Source organism: Pseudomonas sp. p1(2021b) (assembly GCF_020151015.1).
Taxonomy (GTDB): Bacteria; Pseudomonadota; Gammaproteobacteria; order Pseudomonadales; family Pseudomonadaceae; genus Aquipseudomonas; species Aquipseudomonas putida_K.
Window position 1 is genome coordinate 2582596 of the sequence record NZ_CP083746.1, and the last position, 17799, is coordinate 2600394.

The window sequence follows — 17799 nt, forward strand, 5'->3', positions numbered from 1 at the left end:
AGCTGATGCCCGCCTGAATCCACTGCTTTTGCAGCGTACCTGCCCAGCCGAGGTGCGCCATGTCTGACACCAACGACCGCAAAGGTATCCAGCTGACCCGCGCGCTCAAGAGCCGCCACATCTTCATGCTGTCGCTGGGCGGTGTGATCGGCACCGGCCTGTTCATGGGGTCGGGAGTCACCATCAACCAGGGCGGCCCGATGGGCGCGATCCTGGCCTACCTGGTGGCAGGTTTGCTGATGTACCTGGTGATGGTCTGCCTGGGCGAACTGTCGGTACAGATGCCGGTGTCCGGCTCGTTCCAGGCCCACGCCACGAAATTCATCGGCCCGGCCACCGGCTTCATGATCGGCTGGGTGTACTGGATGAGCTGGGCCACCACCGTGGGCCTGGAGTTCACTGCCGCAGGCATGCTCATGACCCGCTGGTTCCCCGACGTGCCGATCTGGTACTGGTCGGCCCTGTTCGTCGGCGTGCTGTTCGGCCTCAACGCCCTGGCTACCCGGGCCTTCGGTGAGGCCGAGTACTGGTTCTCCGGCATCAAGGTCGCGACCATCCTGGGCTTCATCGTCATCGGCCTGCTGGTGATCTTCGGCGGCATCCCGCTGAACAACGGGGCGCCGGCACCGATGCTGGACAACCTGGTCGGCGACGCGGTATTCCCCCATGGCCTGTCGGCGGTGTTCGCGGTGATGATGACCGTGGTCTATGCCTTCCAGGGCTGCGAGATCATGGGCGTGGCCGCCGGCGAGACCGAGCACCCGGAGAAGAGCATCCCGCGTGCGGTGCGTAACGTGGTGTTCCGCGTGCTGATCTTCTATGTACTGGCGATCGCCGTGCTCTCGGCCATCGTGCCCCATGAGCAGGCCGGCCTGATGGAGAGCCCGTTCGTGCAGGTGTTCGACATGGTCGGCATCCCCTACGCGGCGGACCTGATGAACTTCGTCATCCTCACCGCCATTCTGTCGGTGGGTAACTCCGGGCTGTACGCCTCCACCCGCATCCTCTGGGCCATGTCCAAGTCCGGCATGGCGCCCAGGAGCCTGTCGCCATTGAGCAAGCGTGGCGTACCGCTGCGTGCCTTGAGCATCACCCTGTGCTTCGCGCTGGTGTCGCTGATGACCAGCTTCGTCGCCGCGGACACGCTGTTCATGGTGCTGATGGCGGTGAGCGGGATGTCCGGCACCGTGACCTGGATCGTCATCGCCCTGGCGCAGTACCGCTTCCGCAAGGCCTACCTGCGTGACGGCGGCAAGCTCGAGGACCTGAAGTACCGTGCACCGCTGTACCCGCTGGTGCCGCTGCTGTGCATCACCCTGTGCAGCTCGCTGTTCGTGTTCCTGGCCATGGACGAGACCCAGCGGCCGTCGCTGTATTGGGGCTTTGGCTTCATCGCCCTGTGCTATGCAGCGTATTTCCTGGTCAACCGTCGTCGCCAGGGTGCCTTCGCACCGAGCGCCCCTGGGGTTTGAGCCGCGCGCTCAACTGAAGGCTCAAATCGCGGGACAAGCCCGCTCCTACAGGGAAAGAAGCACCTGTAGGAGCGGGCTTGTCCCGCGATTGCGTTGGGGCAGACACTGCAAAAACCTCAGTTGTACAAAGTTGTAACAAGGCACCGATCGAATTCGTTTGTCGTCAATTAAAATCAATAAAAAACAATGATTTATCTGCGTAACTTCATTTGTTACACACAATATAGCCTCGATTGCCGTCTTGTTGAACACTCGTTTAGTATCTCTTCAAACCTGATCCCTCATACCACTCAAAACAACATCGAGGCCTCCCATGACTAGCCCGTCGCCACTGCTGAGCAAGGTCGAAGCCGGCGTTGCCTGGATCACCCTCAACCGCCCCGAGCAGCGCAACGCCTTGGACATCCCCAGCCTGAAACAACTGCACGCGCTGCTGGAGGCCTTCAACACCGATCCTGCAGTACGGGTGGTAGTACTGACCGGCACCGGCCGCAGCTTCTGCGCAGGCGCAGACCTCGCCGAATGGGCCGAGGCCGAAGCGCGTGGCGCCCTGGAAAGCTACGGCTGGACCGAGACCGCCCACGCCCTGATGCAACGCCTGCATAGCCTGGACAAACCTACCATCGCCGCCATCAACGGCACTGCAGTCGGTGCCGGCATGGACCTGAGCCTGTGCTGTGACCTGCGTATCGCTGTCGCCTCGGCGCGCTTCAAGGCCGGCTACACGAGCATGGCCTACAGCCCCGATGCCGGAGCCAGCTGGCACCTGCCACGTTTGATTGGCACCGAACAGGCCAAGCGCCTGTTGTTCCTCGACGAACTCTGGAGCGCCGAACGAGCCTTGGCTGCCGGGCTGGTGGGCGAGGTGTGTGCCGACGAGCAGTTGCCGGCTGTAGCCGCCGAGCTGGCCGGGCGCCTGGCCAATGGCCCGACCTTCGCTCATGCCCAGACCAAACGCCTGATCCGTGACGGCGCCCAGCGCACCCTGGCCGAGCAGCTGCAGGCGGAACTCGCTGCCGGCCTGCTGTGCGGGCGTAGCCAGGACGGCGCCGAGGCACTGCGTGCTTCGATCGAGAAGCGCGCACCACATTTCGTTGGCAAATAACCACTTACACGACCTTCTTCAGGACCATTCCAGATGAATTTCCAACTGACCCAAGAACAAGAAATGTTGGTGGAAGCGGTACGCAGCTTCGTAAACAAGGAGCTGCTGCCCTACGAGGAAGAGGTGGACCGCGCCGATGCCGTGTCACCCGAGCTTGCCGCGCAGATCCGCGGCAAGGCGATCGCCGCTGGCTTCTACGCCTTCAACATGCCTGAGGAGGTCGGCGGTGGTGGCCTGGACTACCTGTCCCAGGCGCTGATCGAACGCGAGCTGTCCAAGGTGTCCTGGGCCCTGCATGTCTTCGTCGCACGCCCCTCGAAGATCCTCATGGCCTGTAAGGACGAGCAGATCAACGACTACCTGCTGCCGTGCGTGCAAGGCGAGAAGATCGATTGCTTCGCCCTCACCGAGCCAGGCGCCGGCTCCGACGCCAACGCCATCAAGACCCGCGCCGTGCGCGACGGTGATGACTTCGTGATCAACGGCAGCAAGCACTTCATCAGCCATGCCGGCCATGCCGACTTCGCCATCGTCTTCGCCGTCACCGACACCTACGAGCACAACGGGCGCAAGCGCAACGCCGTGACCGCTTTCCTGGTCGACCGCGGTACCCCGGGCATGACCGTGCGCCGTGGCCCCAAGTGCGTGAGCAACCGTGGCTACCACACCTACGAGCTGTTCTTCGACGACTGCCGCGTGCCGGCCAGCAAGGTGCTGGGCGAAGTGGACAAGGGCTGGGAAGTGGCCAATGCCTGGCTCACCGCCGGCCGGGTGATGGTCGCCGCCAACTGCGTCGGCCAGGCCCAGCGTGCCTTGGACCTGTCGCTGCAGTGGTCGGCCGATCGCAAGCAGTTCGGCCAGGCGATCGGCAGCTACCAGGGGGTGTCGTTCAAGCTCGCCGACATGGCCACGCAGATCCGCGCCGCGGAACTGCTGACCCTGCACACCGCCTGGAAGATGGACCAGGGCAGCATGACCGACGGCGAGGCCGGCATGGCCAAGCTGTTCGCCAGCGAAGTGCTGGGCAAGGTCGCCGACGAGGCGGTGCAGATCTTCGGCGGCATGGGCCTGATGGACGAAGGGCCGGTGGAGCGCATCTGGCGCAACGCGCGCATCGAGCGGATCTGGGAGGGCACCTCGGAGATCCAGCGGCACATCATTTCCCGCGAACTGCTGCGCCCCTTGCTGCGCTGATCGGCCTGGAGAACCCCCATGTCGCATTCGATTCGTGACAACCTCAAGCGCCTGTTGGCACCCAGGCACCTGGCCTTCGTCGGTGGCCGCAGCATGGCTCGGGCGCTCAAGCGCTGCGCCGAAGGTGGCTTCGCCGGCCAGATGTGGCTGGTCAACCCGCAGCATGAAAGCCTGGACGGCGTGCCGTGCGTGGCGAGCGTCGCCGACCTGCCGTGTGCACCGGACGCCGTGTTCATCGCCACCAACAAGGACCTGACCCTGCAATGCGTCCAGGCCTTGGCCGAGCGCGGTGCCGGCGGTGCCATCTGCTATGCCTCGGGCTTCGCCGAGAGCGGCGAGCAAGGGCGTCTGTTGCAACAGCGCCTGCTCGAGGCCGCCGGTTCCATGGCCTTGCTCGGCCCCAACTGCTACGGCCTGCTCGATTACCTGCATGGCGCTGCCTTGTGGCCGGTCGCCCATGGCGGCAAGCAGGTGGAGAAGGGCGTGGCGATCCTGACCCAGAGTGGCAACTTCGCCTACAACCTGTCGATGAGCGACCGCTCGCTGCCGGTGGCCTACATGGCCTCGGTCGGCAACCAGGCGCAACTGGGCGTGGCCGAGCTGATGGACGTGCTGCTGGACGACCCTCGGGTCACGGCCATCGGCCTGCACCTGGAAGGCCTGAAGAACGTGCCCGGCTTTGCCCGCGCCGCGCACAAGGCCCTGGAGCGCGGTATCCCGGTCATTGCCTTGAAGACGGGTGTCTCGCAGATCGGCGCGGAACTGGCGCTGAGCCACACCAGTTCGCTGTCGGGCTCCGACGCCCTGTACGACAGCCTGTTCCAGCGCCTGGGCGTGATCCGCGTGAGCGGCCCGGTGAGCTTCGTCGAAACCCTCAAGGCCGCTGCCTGCGGGCAACTGCCCAAGGATGGCCGCCTGATCGCCTTGGCATGTTCCGGTGGCGACGCCGGGCTGATCGCCGACTATGCCGAACGCAATCACCTGACCTTGCCCAAGCTCGAGCCCGGGCAGGTGGATGAACTGGCCCAGGTGCTTCCGGCCTACGCCAACCTGGTCAACCCGCTGGATTTCACCACGGCGATCTGGGGCGATGCCGCCGCGCTCGAGCGCATGCTCGACAGTGCCCTGCGCGGCGATGCCGACGCAGCCATGCTGGTGCTGGACTACCCAGCGCAGTTCACCGGCGAGCGCAAGGAGTGCGACCTGCTGCTGGAGCTGTACTGCGATGCCCTGGCGCGCCACGGCAAGGTCGGCTTCGTCACCTCGGCCTTCCCGGAGCTGCTGCCGGCCTACGCCCGCGAGCGTCTGCACGCCCATGGCATCGCCGCCTTGCAAGGCGTGGAGGACGGTCTGGCGGCCTGGGGGCGGATCGTCGCCTACCAACGTAACCGTCCGCGCTTGCTGGCACTGGGCGAGTCGGCCTTGGTGCCGCTGTGCCCTCAGGCGCTCGATGGCCAGGCGCATTTGCTCGACGAGTGGCAATCCAAGCAGGCGCTGCGTGCGTTCGGCCTGCCGGTACCGGCCGGTGTACTGAGCACGCCCGGGCAGGCTGTCACGGATGCCGCTGGGGTGGGCTTCCCCCTGGTGCTCAAGGCAGTCAGTGCGCAGTTGCCGCACAAGACCGAAGCCGGTGCCGTGGCACTCAACCTGCGTGACGTCAGCACCCTGGAGGCGGCGCTCGAGCAGATGCGCGGGCGTATCGCGGCCTACGCGCCGAATGTGCCGTTCGACCAGGTGCTGCTCGAGCCCATGGCCGAGGCGCCGCTGGCCGAACTGATCGTTGGCATCAAGCGCGAGAACGACTTCGCCCTGGCCCTGGTGATCGGTGCCGGCGGGGTGCTGGTCGAGCTGCTCAAGGACAGCGTCAACCTGTTGTTGCCCACCACCGACGGTGCCATCCGCAATGCCGTGCTGGGCCTGCGCAGCGCCGGCCTGCTGCAAGGCTTCCGGGGGCGCCCGGCGGCCGATCTGGACGCCTTGGTGGCGGCGATCCGCGCCGTGGCCGACTACGCCTGCGAGAACGCAGGCCGCTTGCTGGAACTGGACGTGAACCCATTGATGGTCGGTGCCCAGGGCACCACCGCGGTCGATGCGCTGATCCGCCTCGGCCAGCCGCAAGGAGAACGATAATGCGTGAACCCTCCATGACCGCCGGCCAGGCCTTGGTGCGGCTGCTGGGCAACTATGGCGTCGATACCGTGTTCGGCATCCCCGGGGTGCATACCTTGGAGTTGTATCGTGGGCTGCCGGGCAGTGGCATCCGCCATGTGTTGACTCGCCACGAGCAGGGCGCCGGCTTCATGGCCGACGGCTATGCCCGGGTCAGCGGCAAGCCGGGCGTGTGTTTCGTCATCACCGGCCCCGGCGTGACCAACGCGGCCACCGCCATCGGCCAGGCCTATGCCGATTCCATCCCGATGTTGGTGATCTCCAGCGTCAACCACACCGCAAGCCTGGGCAAAGGTTGGGGGTGCCTGCACGAGACCCAGGACCAGCGCGCCATGACCGCCCCGATCACCGCGTTCTCCGCCGTGGCCCTTTGCGCCGAAGACCTGCCAGAGCTGATCGCTCGCGCCTGGGCCGTGTTCGACAGCGAGCGCCCACGCCCGGTGCACATCTCCGTGCCGCTGGACGTGCTGGCGGCCCCGGTCGCCCGGGACTGGAGCGCCGAGGTGGTACGCCGCCCTGGGCGTGGCCTGCCCGATCGCGACAGCCTGGACCAGGCGGCCTTGAAGCTCGCCGCCGCCAAGCGGCCGATGATCATCGCCGGTGGCGGCGCCTTGCAGGCGGCCGACGAACTGCGCCAGCTCAGCGAGCGCCTGGCGGCACCGGTGTTCACCAGCGTGGCCGGCAAGGGCCTGTTGCCGCCGGAGTCGCCTTTGAATGCCGGTGCCAGCCTGTGCGTGGAACCTGGCTGGCAACTGATCGGCGAAGCCGACGTGGTGCTGGCGGTGGGCACGGAAATGGCCGACACCGATTTCTGGCGCGAGCGCCTGCCGCTTCGTGGCGAACTGCTGCGGGTGGACATCGACCCGCGCAAGTTCAATGACTTCTACCCCTGTGCCCTGGCCTTGCATGGCGATGCCCGGCAGACCCTTGCCGGCCTGCTGGAACACCTGCCGCACATCCAACGCGACGCCGGCGCCGCCATCGAGGCGGTGGCCAACTTGCGTCAGGCGATCCGCGCAGGCCATGGCCCGCTGCAAGGCATCCACCAGGCGATCCTCGACCGTATCGCCGCCGTGCTGCCGGACAACGCCTTCATCAGCAGCGACATGACCCAGCTGGCCTACACCGGCAACTATGCCTTCACCAGCCGCGCCCCGCGCAGTTGGCTGCACCCCACCGGCTACGGCACCCTCGGCTACGGCCTGCCAGCGGGTATCGGCGGCATGTTCGCCAGCGATGACCGTCCGGGTCTGGTGCTGGTGGGCGATGGCGGCTTCCTCTATACCGCGCAGGAGCTGGCCACCGCGGTCGAGGAGCTGGACCGCCCGCTGGTGGTGCTGTTGTGGAACAACGACGCCCTGGGCCAGATCCGCGACGACATGCTCGGCCTGGACATAGAACCCATCGGCGTGTTGCCGCGCAACCCGGACTTCGCCGCGCTCGGCCGGGCGTTCGGCTGCACCGTGGCGCAACCGCGCAGCCTCGATGAGCTGCAACGGGCGCTGCAGGCGGGCTTTGCCCGCAACGGTGTGACCCTGGTCGAACTCAAGCACGCCTGTGCCCACTGACGGAGGATTGCCATGCGCTTTTCCAAGCTGACCCAACGCATCGCCGGCGACGGTGCCGCCGCCTGGGACATCCACTACCGCGCCCTGGCGATGCAGGCCGAGGGCAGGGACGTCCTGTTGCTGTCGGTGGGCGACCCCGACTTCGACACCCCGGCGCCCATCGTCGAGGCCGCTATCGACAGCCTGCGCAACGGCCACACCCATTATTCGGACGTACGCGGCAAGCTGGCCCTGCGCCAGGCCATCGCCCGTCGCCACCAGCAACGCAGCGGCCAGAAGGTGGATGCCGACCAGGTCACCGTGCTGGCCGGCGCCCAGTGCGCGCTGTTCTGCGTGGCCCAATGCGTGCTGGAACCGGGCGACGAGGTGATCGTCGCCGAGCCGATGTACGTCACCTACGAAGCCGTGTTCGGCGCCTGTGGGGCTACCGTGGTGCCGGTACCGGTCAAGCCGGAGAACGGTTTTCGCGTATGCCCCGCGGATGTGGCGGCACGCATCACCCCCCGTACCCGTGCCCTGGCCCTGAACAGCCCGCACAACCCCTCGGGGGCGAGCCTGCCACGCGCTACCTGGGAGGCCCTGGCCGAGCTGTGCATCGCCCACGACCTGTGGCTGATTTCCGACGAGGTCTACAGCGAGCTGCTGTACGACGGCGAGCACGTCAGCCCCGGCAGCCTGCCAGGCATGGCCGAGCGCACCGCGACACTGAACAGCCTGTCCAAGTCCCATGCCATGACCGGCTGGCGGGTCGGCTGGGTGGTGGGTTCGGCCGAGCTGGCCGGCCATCTGGAAAACCTCGCCCTGTGCATGCTCTACGGCTCGCCCGACTTCATCCAGGATGCTGCGGTGGTGGCCCTGGAGCAGCCATTGGCGGAGCTCGAGGCGATGCGCGACGCCTACCGCCAGCGACGCGACCTGGTCTGCGAGCGCCTGGCCGGCTGCCCGGGCATCCAGGCGCTCAAGCCCGATGGCGGGATGTTCGTGATGGTCGATATCCGTGAAACCGGCCTGAGCGCCCAGGCCTTCGCCGATCGCCTGCTGGACCGTGAAGGCGTCTCGGTGCTGGCAGGGGAAGCCTTCGGGCCGAGCGCTGCCGGGCATATCCGCCTGGGCCTGGTGCTCGGCGCCGAGGCGCTGGACGACGCCTGCCGGCGCATAGCCCGTTGTGCGCGGGCCCTGATGCAGGAGCAGGCCCATGCGTGAGTACCCGCGGCTGTATATCGACGGCGCCTGGCAATTGCCGAGCGGGCAGGGCATGGCCGAGGTCATCGACCCGGCCAGCGAGGCTGTTATCGGCCGTGTCCCGCTGGGCAACGAGCAGGATGTAGATCGGGCGGTGTCTGCCGCCCGGCGTGCGTTCGGCGCCTGGTCGCGCACGCCCTCCAGTGTGCGGGCCGGGTACATTCGTGCCCTGGCCGGGCAACTGAAGGCCAAGGCCGGGGAAATGGCCGATGTGATCACCGCCGAGCTGGGCATGCCGGTGCAGTGGTGCCAGATGGTCCAGGTCGACGGCCCCATCGAGGGCCTGGAGCAGTACGGTGAGCTGGCCGGGCTGATGGACGAGGTGCGCGAGGTCGGCAATTCGCTGGTGTACCGCGAGGCGGTGGGGGTGTGCGCCTTCATCAATCCCTGGAACTACCCGCTGCACCAGATGATCGGCAAGTTGGCCCCTGCCTTGGCCGCCGGCTGCACGGTGGTGGTCAAGCCCAGCCAGGAGACACCCTTGCACGCCTTCCTGCTGGCCGAGATGATCGACGCCATCGGCTTGCCTGCGGGCGTGTTCAACGTGGTCAGCGGGCCAGGGGCGAAGGTGGGCGAGGCCCTGGCCCGGCACCCGCAGGTGGACATGGTGTCGTTCACCGGCTCCACCGGTGCCGGGGTACGGGTCTCCCAGGCCGCCGCGCCGACGGTCAAGCGCGTGTGCCTGGAGCTGGGCGGCAAGTCGCCGCTGTTGATCACCGCCGATGCCGACCTGGAAGCGGCCGTGCGCCATGGCGTGCAGGACGTGATGATCAACTCGGGGCAGACCTGCACAGCACTCACCCGCATGCTGCTGCCGGCCGAGCGCTATGCGCAGGCCCTGGAGATCGCGGTGGCGGAAGCCCAAGTGCTGACCATGGGCGACCCGCGTGACCCGCGCAGCTTCCTCGGGCCCATGTGCTCGGCCGGGCAGCGGCGCACCGTGCTGGACTATATCCGCCTGGGCCAGGAGGAGGGCGCGCGGCTGCTGTGCGGCGGCGACACCGCCACGGGCTTCGAGCGGGGCTACTATGTGGCGCCTACCCTGTTCGCCGACGTCGACAACCGCATGCGCATTGCCCAGGAGGAAATCTTCGGGCCGGTGCTGTGCCTGATCCCCTATACCGACGAGGCCCAGGCGGTCGAAATGGCCAACGATTCGCCGTTCGGCCTGTCCAGCGCGGTCTGGGCCGGTAGCCGCGAGCGCGGCTTGGCACTGGCACGGCAGATGCGCGCCGGGCAGTGCTTCGTCAACGGGGCCGGGTTCAACTACCGGGCGCCGTTTGGCGGGTACAAGCAATCCGGCAACGGCCGGGAATGGGGCGAGGAGGGGCTGGGCGAGTTCGTCGAGGTCAAGGCGGTGCAGCTCTGAACGAGCAGGGCCGTGATTTTGCACACCCGTGCGCTTGCTCCGCGATCCACGGCGCGGCCCTTGCCATGCAATCGCGATGGCAGGGCCGCCGCAATCGTCGGCGAACCGGGTTCATCTTGCGGCCGCATCGTCTACCGGCCTGTCGAACGCCACGAACAACTGGTCCGCGGTGATCGCCCCCAGGTCCAGGCGCATGTTCGCCTCGAGCATGGCGAACAACCGGGTGAACACTTCATACACCTTGCAGTGGTCTTCCATCCCGGAGAACGGGTTGTCGATCTTCTCGGCAATCAATGAACTCTCCTGCACGGCGTCATACACATCGCGCAGGGTGATCTCGCTGGGTGGGCGCGCCAGGGTCAGGCCGCCATGGGCGCCGCGCCAGGATTTGAGGATATTGGCCTTGACCAGCTGCGAGGCCAGGCTGCGCACCCGTGCAGGGTGAACCTTGACCCACTTGGAGATGGTGTCGGTGCGAAGCTTCTGCGGGGCGTTGGCGGCCACGAACGAGAGGATATAGGAGGCGGTGATCAGACGCGTCGACTGGCTCATCGGCGAAGGTTCCTGGGTCGAAAATCGAAGTCTACACCCCTGTGAAAATCCACTTGGCAGAGGCACGGCATAGAGTCTAATGTATTTATCACGATGACAATTACAATTATGAGTCATCGCAGTGCGCGACCTTTCTCTTAGCGGTTCAAAAAGGCGATGCCATGAGCGATAACAAGAACAAGATCACTCAAGCGATACCCGAAGCTGGCCTGCCACGTCGGGATTTTCTCAAGTACGGGGCCGCTGCGACCGTCGCCGGCGCCTTCTCTCTGGGCCTGCCGTTGCCGAGCTGGGCCGGGCAGGCCACACCCAAGGCCGGCGGTATCCTGAGCTTGGGGCTGGCCGGCGGCAGCAGCACCGACTCTGGCGACCCTGGCTCGTGGAGCGACACCTTCACCTTTGTTGGCTTCTCGGCGGTGTATAACACCCTCAGCGAGATCGGCGTGGATGGCACGGCGATCCCTGAACTGGCAGAACGCTGGGAGTCCAGCCCCGATGCCAGGGTCTGGACCTTCTTCCTGCGTCAGGGTGTGACCTTTCACGACGGCAAGACCCTCGATGCCCAGGACGTGGTCGCCTCGATCCAGCACCACCTGGGCGAAAAATCCACCTCGGCGGCCAAGGCCGTGCTGGGCGACGTCGCCCAGGTGCGTGCCCTGGGCAATGATACGGTCGTGTTCGAGCTGCACGCGGGCAACGCCGACTTCGCCTATGTAGTCGCCGACTACCACCTGGTGATCATGCCGGCCAAGGACGGCGTGGCCGACTGGCGTCATAGCATCGGCACGGGTGGTTATCGCCTCAAGCGCTTCGAGCCGGGGGTGCGTATGGACCTGGAGCGCAACCCGGACTACTGGAAACCCGGCCGAGCACACTTCGCTGGCGCGCAGCTGCTGGCCATCTCCGATGGTACGGCGCGGGTCAACGCCTTGGTCACCGGCCAGGTGGACGTGATCAACAAGGTCGACCTCAAGATCGTGGCGCTGCTCAAGCGCAGCCCACAGCTGGTCATCGAGGAAACCAAGGGCGCGCAGCACTACACCTTTCCCATGCTTTGCGACAGCCCGCAGTTTCGCAACAACAACGTGCGCCTGGCGCTCAAGTACGCCATCGATCGCAAGGCCCTGCTGGCTTCCGTGCTGCATGGCTACGGCCAGATCGGCAATGACCATCCGATCCAGCCCGGCAGCCGCTTCATCAACGCCGCCCTGGAACAGCGCAGCTACGACCCGGACAAGGCGCGCTTTCACCTGCGCCAGGCCGGCATGGACGGGCTGAAGGTGCGCTTGCAGGCGTCAGAAGCTGCCTACACCGGCGCGGTCGATGCCTCGGTGTTGTTCAAGGAGCAGGCACGGCGTGCCGGTATCGACATCGAGGTCATACGTGAGCCGGTCGATGGTTTTTTCACCAACGTATGGATGAAACAGCCCTTCACCACCTCGTTCTGGTACAGCAGCTTGACCGCCGACCGCATGTTCAGCATCGGCTACGCCAAGGGCGCGGCCTGGAACGAGACGCACTGGGACAACGCCCGCTTCAACCAGTTGCTGGCCGCCGCCCGGGGAGAGATGAACGCACCGTTGCGCCAGGAGATGTACGACGAAATGCAGAGCCTGTGCCGCGATGATGGCGGGGCCATCGTGCCCTTGTTCGCCAGCTCCGTGGCGGCGCGTTCGCGCCGAGTCACCCATGGCGGGGTCACCGCACCCTATGGCGAGCTGGACGGCCTGCGCTTGATCGAGCGCTGGTGGTTGGCGTGACCCTTTGGTCGTTCCTGGAGAAGCTCAATGATGAATAGCCTTGGTTCATTGCTTGCGCGGCGTCTGGCCTTGGGGCTGCTGTCGCTGCTGGCGGTTTCGGTCATCGTCTTCCTGGCCGTCGGCATGCTGCCCGGCGATGTCGCCCAGGCCATGCTCGGCCAGTCCGCCACCCCTGAAACCGTAGCCGCGCTGAGGGCCCAGCTAGGCCTGGACATGCCAGCGCTGAGCCGCTTCGGCCACTGGGCCTGGCAATTGCTGCACGGCGACCTGGGGGTGTCCCTGGCGAACCAGCGGCCTATCGCCGAACTGATCGGCGCACGCCTGGGCAACACCTTCAGCCTGGCGTTGCTGGCCGCATTGGTATCAGTGCCCCTGGCGTTGCTGCTGGGTATGCTCGCGGCGCTGTACCGCAACAGTTGGTTCGACCGGTTGCTCAACACCAGTGCCCTGACCGCTGTTTCGTTTCCCGAGTTCTTCGTGGCCTACATTTTGATCTTGCTGTTCGCGGTGAGCCTGGGCTGGCTGCCGAGCATCTCGATTCTGCCACCGGACGCCTCCTTGGGCGAGGTTCTGCAGCGTTCGTTGCTACCGGTGCTGACCCTGGCCCTGGTGGTGATCGCGCAGATGATGCGCATGACCCGAGCCTCGTTGGTGAACCTGCTGGCCAGTCCCTACATCGAAATGGCCCGGCTCAAGGGCATTTCGCCGGGGCGGATCATCTTCCGCCATGCCTTGCCCAACGCCTTGGCTCCGATCATCAACGTGGTGGCGCTGAACCTGGCCTACCTGGTGGTCGGCGTTGTGGTGGTCGAGGTGGTGTTCGTCTACCCGGGGCTTGGCCAACTGCTGGTGGACTCGGTCGCCAAGCGCGACATCCCCGTGGTGCAGGCCTGCAGCCTGATCTTCGCCGCCACCTACGTCCTGCTCAATACCACTGCCGATGTGCTGTCGATCGCCAGCAATCCGCGCCTGATGCATCCCAAGGGGTAGCCGATGAGCCTGTTCAAGCAATTGCAACGTGCGCCGTTGAGCGCCAAGTTCGGTGTACTGGTGATCCTGCTCTACGTGCTGGTGGCGCTGTTCGCACCGGTATTGGCGCCGTTCGGCGAGACCGAAGTGGTCGGCGAGGGTTTCGCGCCCTGGGGCGGGCAGTTCTTGCTGGGCACCGACAACCTGGGCCGTGACATGTTCAGCCGCCTGATCTACGGTGCGCGCAATACCCTGGGCATCGCCTTCCTGACCACCGCACTGGCCTTCGCGGTGGGCGGTTTCTGCGGCCTGATGGCGGCGGTCAAGGGCGGCTTGGTCGATCAGGGTTTATCGCGCCTGGTGGATATCCTCATGGCCATCCCGCAGTTGATCTTCGCCTTGTTGATCCTCAGCGTGGTCGGCACCACCGCGACTTCGTTGGTGCTGGTGATCGCGCTGCTCGATGCCACCCGGGTGTTCCGCCTGGCACGGGCGGTGGCGATGAACGTGGTGGTGCAGGACTTCGTCGAGGCCGCGCGCCTGCGTGGGGAAGGGTTGTGGTGGCTGGTCAGCCGCGAGGTGCTGCCCAATGCCGCAGCCCCCTTGATCGCCGAGTTCGGCCTGCGTTTCTGTTTCGTCTTCCTGTTCATCAGTGCCTTGTCGTTCCTGGGCCTTGGCATCCAGCCACCGACTGCCGACTGGGGCAGCATGGTGCGCGACAATGCGGTGCTGATCACCTTCGGTGAACTCAGCCCGTTGCTGCCGGCGCTGGCCGTGGCGCTGATCACCGTCAGCGTGAATTTCGTCGTGGACTGGGTACTGCATACTTCCAGTGGCCTGAAGGAGTGCTGAGCATGAATACACCTTTGCTGGAAATACGGAACCTGCGCATCGACGGACACCATGACGACGCCTGGCACCCGTTGATCAAGGGCATCGACCTGACCCTCGCGCGGGGCGAGGTGCTGGGGCTGATCGGCGAGTCGGGAGCGGGCAAGTCGACCCTGGGCCTGGCAGCCATGGGCTATGTGCGTGACGGTTGCCGCATCAGCGGCGGCTCGGTGCGTTTCGACGGCCAAGAGTTGGTGGGCGCTGCGTCCGAGACTTTGCGCCGCCTGCGTGGCCTTCGCATCGCCTATGTAGCGCAAAGCGCCGCTGCCTCGTTCAACCCGGCCCATCGGCTGATCGATCAGCACATCGAGACTGCCGTGAAGAATGGCGGCATCGACCGTGTCCGCGCCGAGGCCGAGGCGGTGGAGCTGTACCGGATACTGCGCCTGCCGGACCCGGAACGCATCGGCCAACGCTACCCGCACCAGGTTTCCGGTGGCCAGTTGCAGCGGGTGATGACCGCCATGGCCATGGCGTGCCATCCAGATTTGATCGTCTTCGACGAGCCGACCACCGCTCTGGACGTCACCACCCAGATCGAAGTGCTGACCGCCATTCGCGATGCGATACGCACCTACGGCAGCGCGGCCTTGTACATCAGCCATGACCTGGCGCTGGTGGCGCAGATCGCCGATCGCATCATGGTGCTGCGCCATGGCAGCCTGGTGGAGGAGGCCCAGACCCGCACCATGCTGGAAAGCCCGCGCCAGGACTACACCCGGTCGCTGTGGGCCGTGCGCAGCTTCCATACCGAGGTCAAGCCGTGCCCAGCCCACCCCAGGCCTTTGCTGGAAGTCCGCCGGGCCAATGCCAGCTATGGCGCCCAGCCAGTGCTGCACGATGTCTCGCTCACGCTGCACCGTGGCCAAACCCTGGCGGTGATCGGCGAGTCCGGCAGCGGCAAGAGCACCACCGCACGGCTGATCACGGGCCTGTTGCCGGCCAGCAGCGGCCAGGTGCTGTACGACGGCGAGGCCCTGCCGGCGGACTATCGTCAGCGCAGCAAGGAGCAGTTGCGGCGGATCCAGATGATCTACCAGATCCCCGATACCGCACTGAACCCGCGCCAGCGTATCGTCGATATCATCGGTCGACCGCTGACCCTCTATCTGGGGCTCAAGGGCAAGGCGCTGCATCAACGTGTGGCCGAGTTGCTGGAGATGATAGAACTCGACCCGGGCAAGTACATGCACCGCCAGCCTCGCGAACTTTCCGGCGGCCAGAAGCAGCGCATCTGCATCGCTCGGGCGCTGGCCGCCGAGCCTGAGCTGATCATCTGCGACGAAGTCACCTCGGCCCTGGACCAACTGGTGGCCGAGGGCGTCCTCAAGCTGCTTGACCGTATTCAACGCCAGTTGGGCGTTTCCTACCTGTTCATCACCCATGACGTGGCCACGGTACGCGCCATCGCCGACGAAGTGATGGTGATGCAGCGCGGGCGAGTGGTCGACCATGGCAGCCGAGAAGCCATCTTCGCGCCGCCGTACCACGACTACACCGGGCTGCTGTTTTCCTCCGAACCGGAAATGGACCCCGACTGGCTCAACCGCCTGCTGGCCCGCCGGGCCGGGCAATCCAACCTGCAAACTGTGCAAGGACAACCTTCATGAACGTACTGATCGTCCACGCTCACCCCGAGCCGAAATCCTTCACCGCCGCCCTGCGCGACCAGGCGGTCGAGACCTTCACGGCCCAGGGGCACCAGGTGCAGGTCAGCGACCTGTACGCCATGGGCTGGAACCCGGTGGCCAGCGCCGAGGATTTCGGCACGCGTGAGAACCCTGACTATCTGGTGTATGCCCTGGAGCAGCGCCTTGGGGTCAAGAGCGGCTCCATCGCCGCGGATATCCAGGCCGAGCTGGACAAGCTGCTGTGGGCCGACCTGCTGGTGCTGAACTTCCCGATCTTCTGGTTCTCCGCCCCAGCCATGCTCAAGGGCTGGATCGACCGCGTGCTGGTCTCCGGCGTGTGCTACGGCGGCAAGCGCTTCTACGACCAGGGCGGGTTGGTGGGCAAGAAGGCGCTGGTGACCGTGACCCTGGGCGGGCGCGAGCACATGTTCGGCGAGGGCGCGATCCATGGGCCGCTGGAGGACATGCTGCGGCCGATCCTGCGCGGTACCCTGGCCTATGTCGGCTTCGAGGTGCTGCCGCCGTTCGTGGCCTGGCACGTGCCGTATATCAGTGATGAGGCGCGCAAAGGGTTCCTGCACGATTACCAGCAACGCCTGACCCACCTCTCGGACGACCTGCCCCTGGAGTTCCCCAAGCTGTCGCAGTTCGACGAGGCGCTGTACCCGCTGCCCAGGTGATTGCGACCGATTGTCGCTGAGCGGACACCGGAGCGGGCGCCAGACCGTGCCCGCCCGGGTTTGTTGCCCGGGGCGCAACACATATTCTTCACGTCAGGACTGGTCAGTGGCGGCCCTACGACTTATGGTGGCGGGTAGCAAAACTTGTCTGGAGCTCCAATGTCGAACTTCCCCATCGTCCGCCCACGTCGCCTGCGCCAGAACCCATCGTTGCGCAACCTGTTCCAGGAGACCGAATTCCGCCTCGACGACCTGATCCTGCCGATCTTCGTCGAAGAAGGCATCGACGATTTCGTGCCCATCACCAGCATGCCGGGGGTCAATCGCATCCCCGAGAAGCGGCTCGCCAGCGAAATCGAGCGTTACGCCCGCGCCGGCATCAAGTCGGTGATGACCTTCGGCGTCTCGCACAACCTGGACGCGACCGGTAGCGACACCTGGAACGAAAACGGCCTGGTGGCGCGCATGGCGCGTATCTGCAAGGACACCGTGCCGGAAATGGTGGTGATGTCCGACACCTGCTTCTGCGAGTACACCAGCCACGGCCATTGCGGCGTGCTGCACGACCATGGCGTGGACAACGACGCCACCCTGGCCAACCTGGGCAAGCAGGCCGTGGTGGCCGCTGCCGCCGGTGCCGACTTCATCGCCCCGTCGGCGGCGATGGATGGCCAGGTCCAGGCCATCCGCAGGGCCCTGGACGGCGCAGGCTTCCATGACACGGCGATCATGGCCTATTCGACCAAGTTCGCCTCTTCGCTCTACGGCCCGTTCCGCGAAGCCGGCGGCACTGCGCTCAAGGGCGACCGCAAAAGCTACCAGATGAACCCGATGAACCGCCGCGAAGCCGTGCGCGAGTCGCTGCTCGACGAGCAGGAAGGGGCCGATGTGCTGATGGTCAAGCCGGCCGGCGCCTACCTTGACGTGATCGCCGACATCCGCGCCGCCTCGCGCCTGCCGCTGGCGGCGTACCAGGTCAGTGGCGAGTACGCGATGATCAAGTTCGGTGGCCTGGCCGGTGCCATCGACGAGGCACGGGTGGTGCGCGAGAGCATCGGCTCGATCAAGCGTGCCGGCGCCGACCTGATCCTGACCTACTTCGCGATGGACCTGGCCCGCGACGGGATCTGATAGCGCTGGGCTGATTGCGGGAGCGGGCTTGTCCCGCGATCAGGCCCGCCCTGATACCACCGCCGC

The 17799-nt window shown here is 65.9% G+C and carries 14 protein-coding genes; 13 read left to right on the forward strand and 1 reads right to left on the reverse strand.

What is annotated here, in order from left to right; genetic code table 11:
• Positions 1-59: 59 nt before the first annotated feature.
• The 7 genes from K8374_RS11900 to K8374_RS11930 all read left to right on the forward strand — a co-directional run bounded on the left by K8374_RS11900 (position 60) and on the right by K8374_RS11930 (position 10119).
• Positions 60-1472 (forward strand): amino acid permease, encoded by a 1413-nt coding sequence (locus K8374_RS11900; protein ID WP_224459214.1) that lies wholly within the window; start codon positions 60-62, stop codon positions 1470-1472.
• Between the two features lie 313 nt (positions 1473-1785).
• Positions 1786-2577, forward strand: a complete 792-nt coding sequence (locus K8374_RS11905; RefSeq protein ID WP_224459215.1) for an enoyl-CoA hydratase/isomerase family protein — start codon at positions 1786-1788, stop codon at positions 2575-2577.
• A 33-nt stretch (positions 2578-2610) separates the two neighbouring features.
• Positions 2611-3771, forward strand: coding sequence for an acyl-CoA dehydrogenase family protein (locus K8374_RS11910; protein ID WP_084857888.1), 1161 nt, complete (start codon positions 2611-2613; stop codon positions 3769-3771).
• Between the two features lie 18 nt (positions 3772-3789).
• The gene (locus tag K8374_RS11915) at positions 3790-5901 is read left to right on the forward strand and encodes an acetate--CoA ligase family protein (RefSeq protein WP_224459216.1); all 2112 of its coding nucleotides are present in this window, start codon (positions 3790-3792) and stop codon (positions 5899-5901) included.
• Positions 5901-7508 (forward strand): 5-guanidino-2-oxopentanoate decarboxylase, encoded by a 1608-nt coding sequence (locus tag K8374_RS11920; RefSeq protein ID WP_224459217.1) that lies wholly within the window; start codon positions 5901-5903, stop codon positions 7506-7508. The genes K8374_RS11915 and K8374_RS11920 overlap by 1 nt, the downstream gene beginning before the upstream one ends.
• Positions 7509-7520: 12 nt before the next feature.
• The gene (locus K8374_RS11925; protein WP_224459219.1) at positions 7521-8711 is read left to right on the forward strand and encodes a pyridoxal phosphate-dependent aminotransferase; all 1191 of its coding nucleotides are present in this window, start codon (positions 7521-7523) and stop codon (positions 8709-8711) included.
• The gene (locus K8374_RS11930; RefSeq protein ID WP_224459220.1) at positions 8704-10119 is read left to right on the forward strand and encodes an aldehyde dehydrogenase family protein; all 1416 of its coding nucleotides are present in this window, start codon (positions 8704-8706) and stop codon (positions 10117-10119) included. The genes K8374_RS11925 and K8374_RS11930 overlap by 8 nt, the downstream gene beginning before the upstream one ends.
• 111 nt (positions 10120-10230) lie before the next feature.
• On the opposite strand, the gene K8374_RS11935 is transcribed toward K8374_RS11930, so the two are convergent.
• Positions 10231-10671 carry an RrF2 family transcriptional regulator gene (locus K8374_RS11935; protein ID WP_224459221.1) on the reverse strand — a complete coding sequence of 147 codons (441 nt, stop codon included), beginning with the start codon at positions 10669-10671 and terminating at the stop codon, positions 10231-10233.
• 161 nt (positions 10672-10832) lie between these two features.
• Between K8374_RS11935 and K8374_RS11940 the strand changes: the two genes are divergently transcribed.
• The 6 genes from K8374_RS11940 (at position 10833) to hemB (ending at position 17733) form a co-directional block, all read left to right on the forward strand.
• On the forward strand, positions 10833-12431 hold the full coding sequence (locus tag K8374_RS11940; RefSeq protein ID WP_224459222.1) for an ABC transporter substrate-binding protein: 1599 nt from the start codon (positions 10833-10835) through the stop codon (positions 12429-12431).
• 30 nt (positions 12432-12461) lie between these two features.
• A complete protein-coding gene (locus tag K8374_RS11945; protein WP_224459316.1) occupies positions 12462-13421 on the forward strand; it encodes an ABC transporter permease in 960 nt (319 codons plus the stop codon).
• A 3-nt stretch (positions 13422-13424) separates the two neighbouring features.
• Positions 13425-14252 (forward strand): ABC transporter permease, encoded by an 828-nt coding sequence (locus tag K8374_RS11950; protein ID WP_172403028.1) that lies wholly within the window; start codon positions 13425-13427, stop codon positions 14250-14252.
• Positions 14253-14254: 2 nt separating this feature from the next.
• On the forward strand, positions 14255-15901 hold the full coding sequence (locus K8374_RS11955) for an ABC transporter ATP-binding protein (protein ID WP_224459223.1): 1647 nt from the start codon (positions 14255-14257) through the stop codon (positions 15899-15901).
• Positions 15898-16602, forward strand: coding sequence for an NAD(P)H-dependent oxidoreductase (locus K8374_RS11960; protein WP_224459224.1), 705 nt, complete (start codon positions 15898-15900; stop codon positions 16600-16602). The genes K8374_RS11955 and K8374_RS11960 overlap by 4 nt, the downstream gene beginning before the upstream one ends.
• Before the next feature lie 159 nt (positions 16603-16761).
• Positions 16762-17733, forward strand: coding sequence for a porphobilinogen synthase (gene hemB, locus K8374_RS11965; protein ID WP_224459225.1), 972 nt, complete (start codon positions 16762-16764; stop codon positions 17731-17733).
• The last annotated feature ends 66 nt before the right edge of the window (positions 17734-17799 follow it).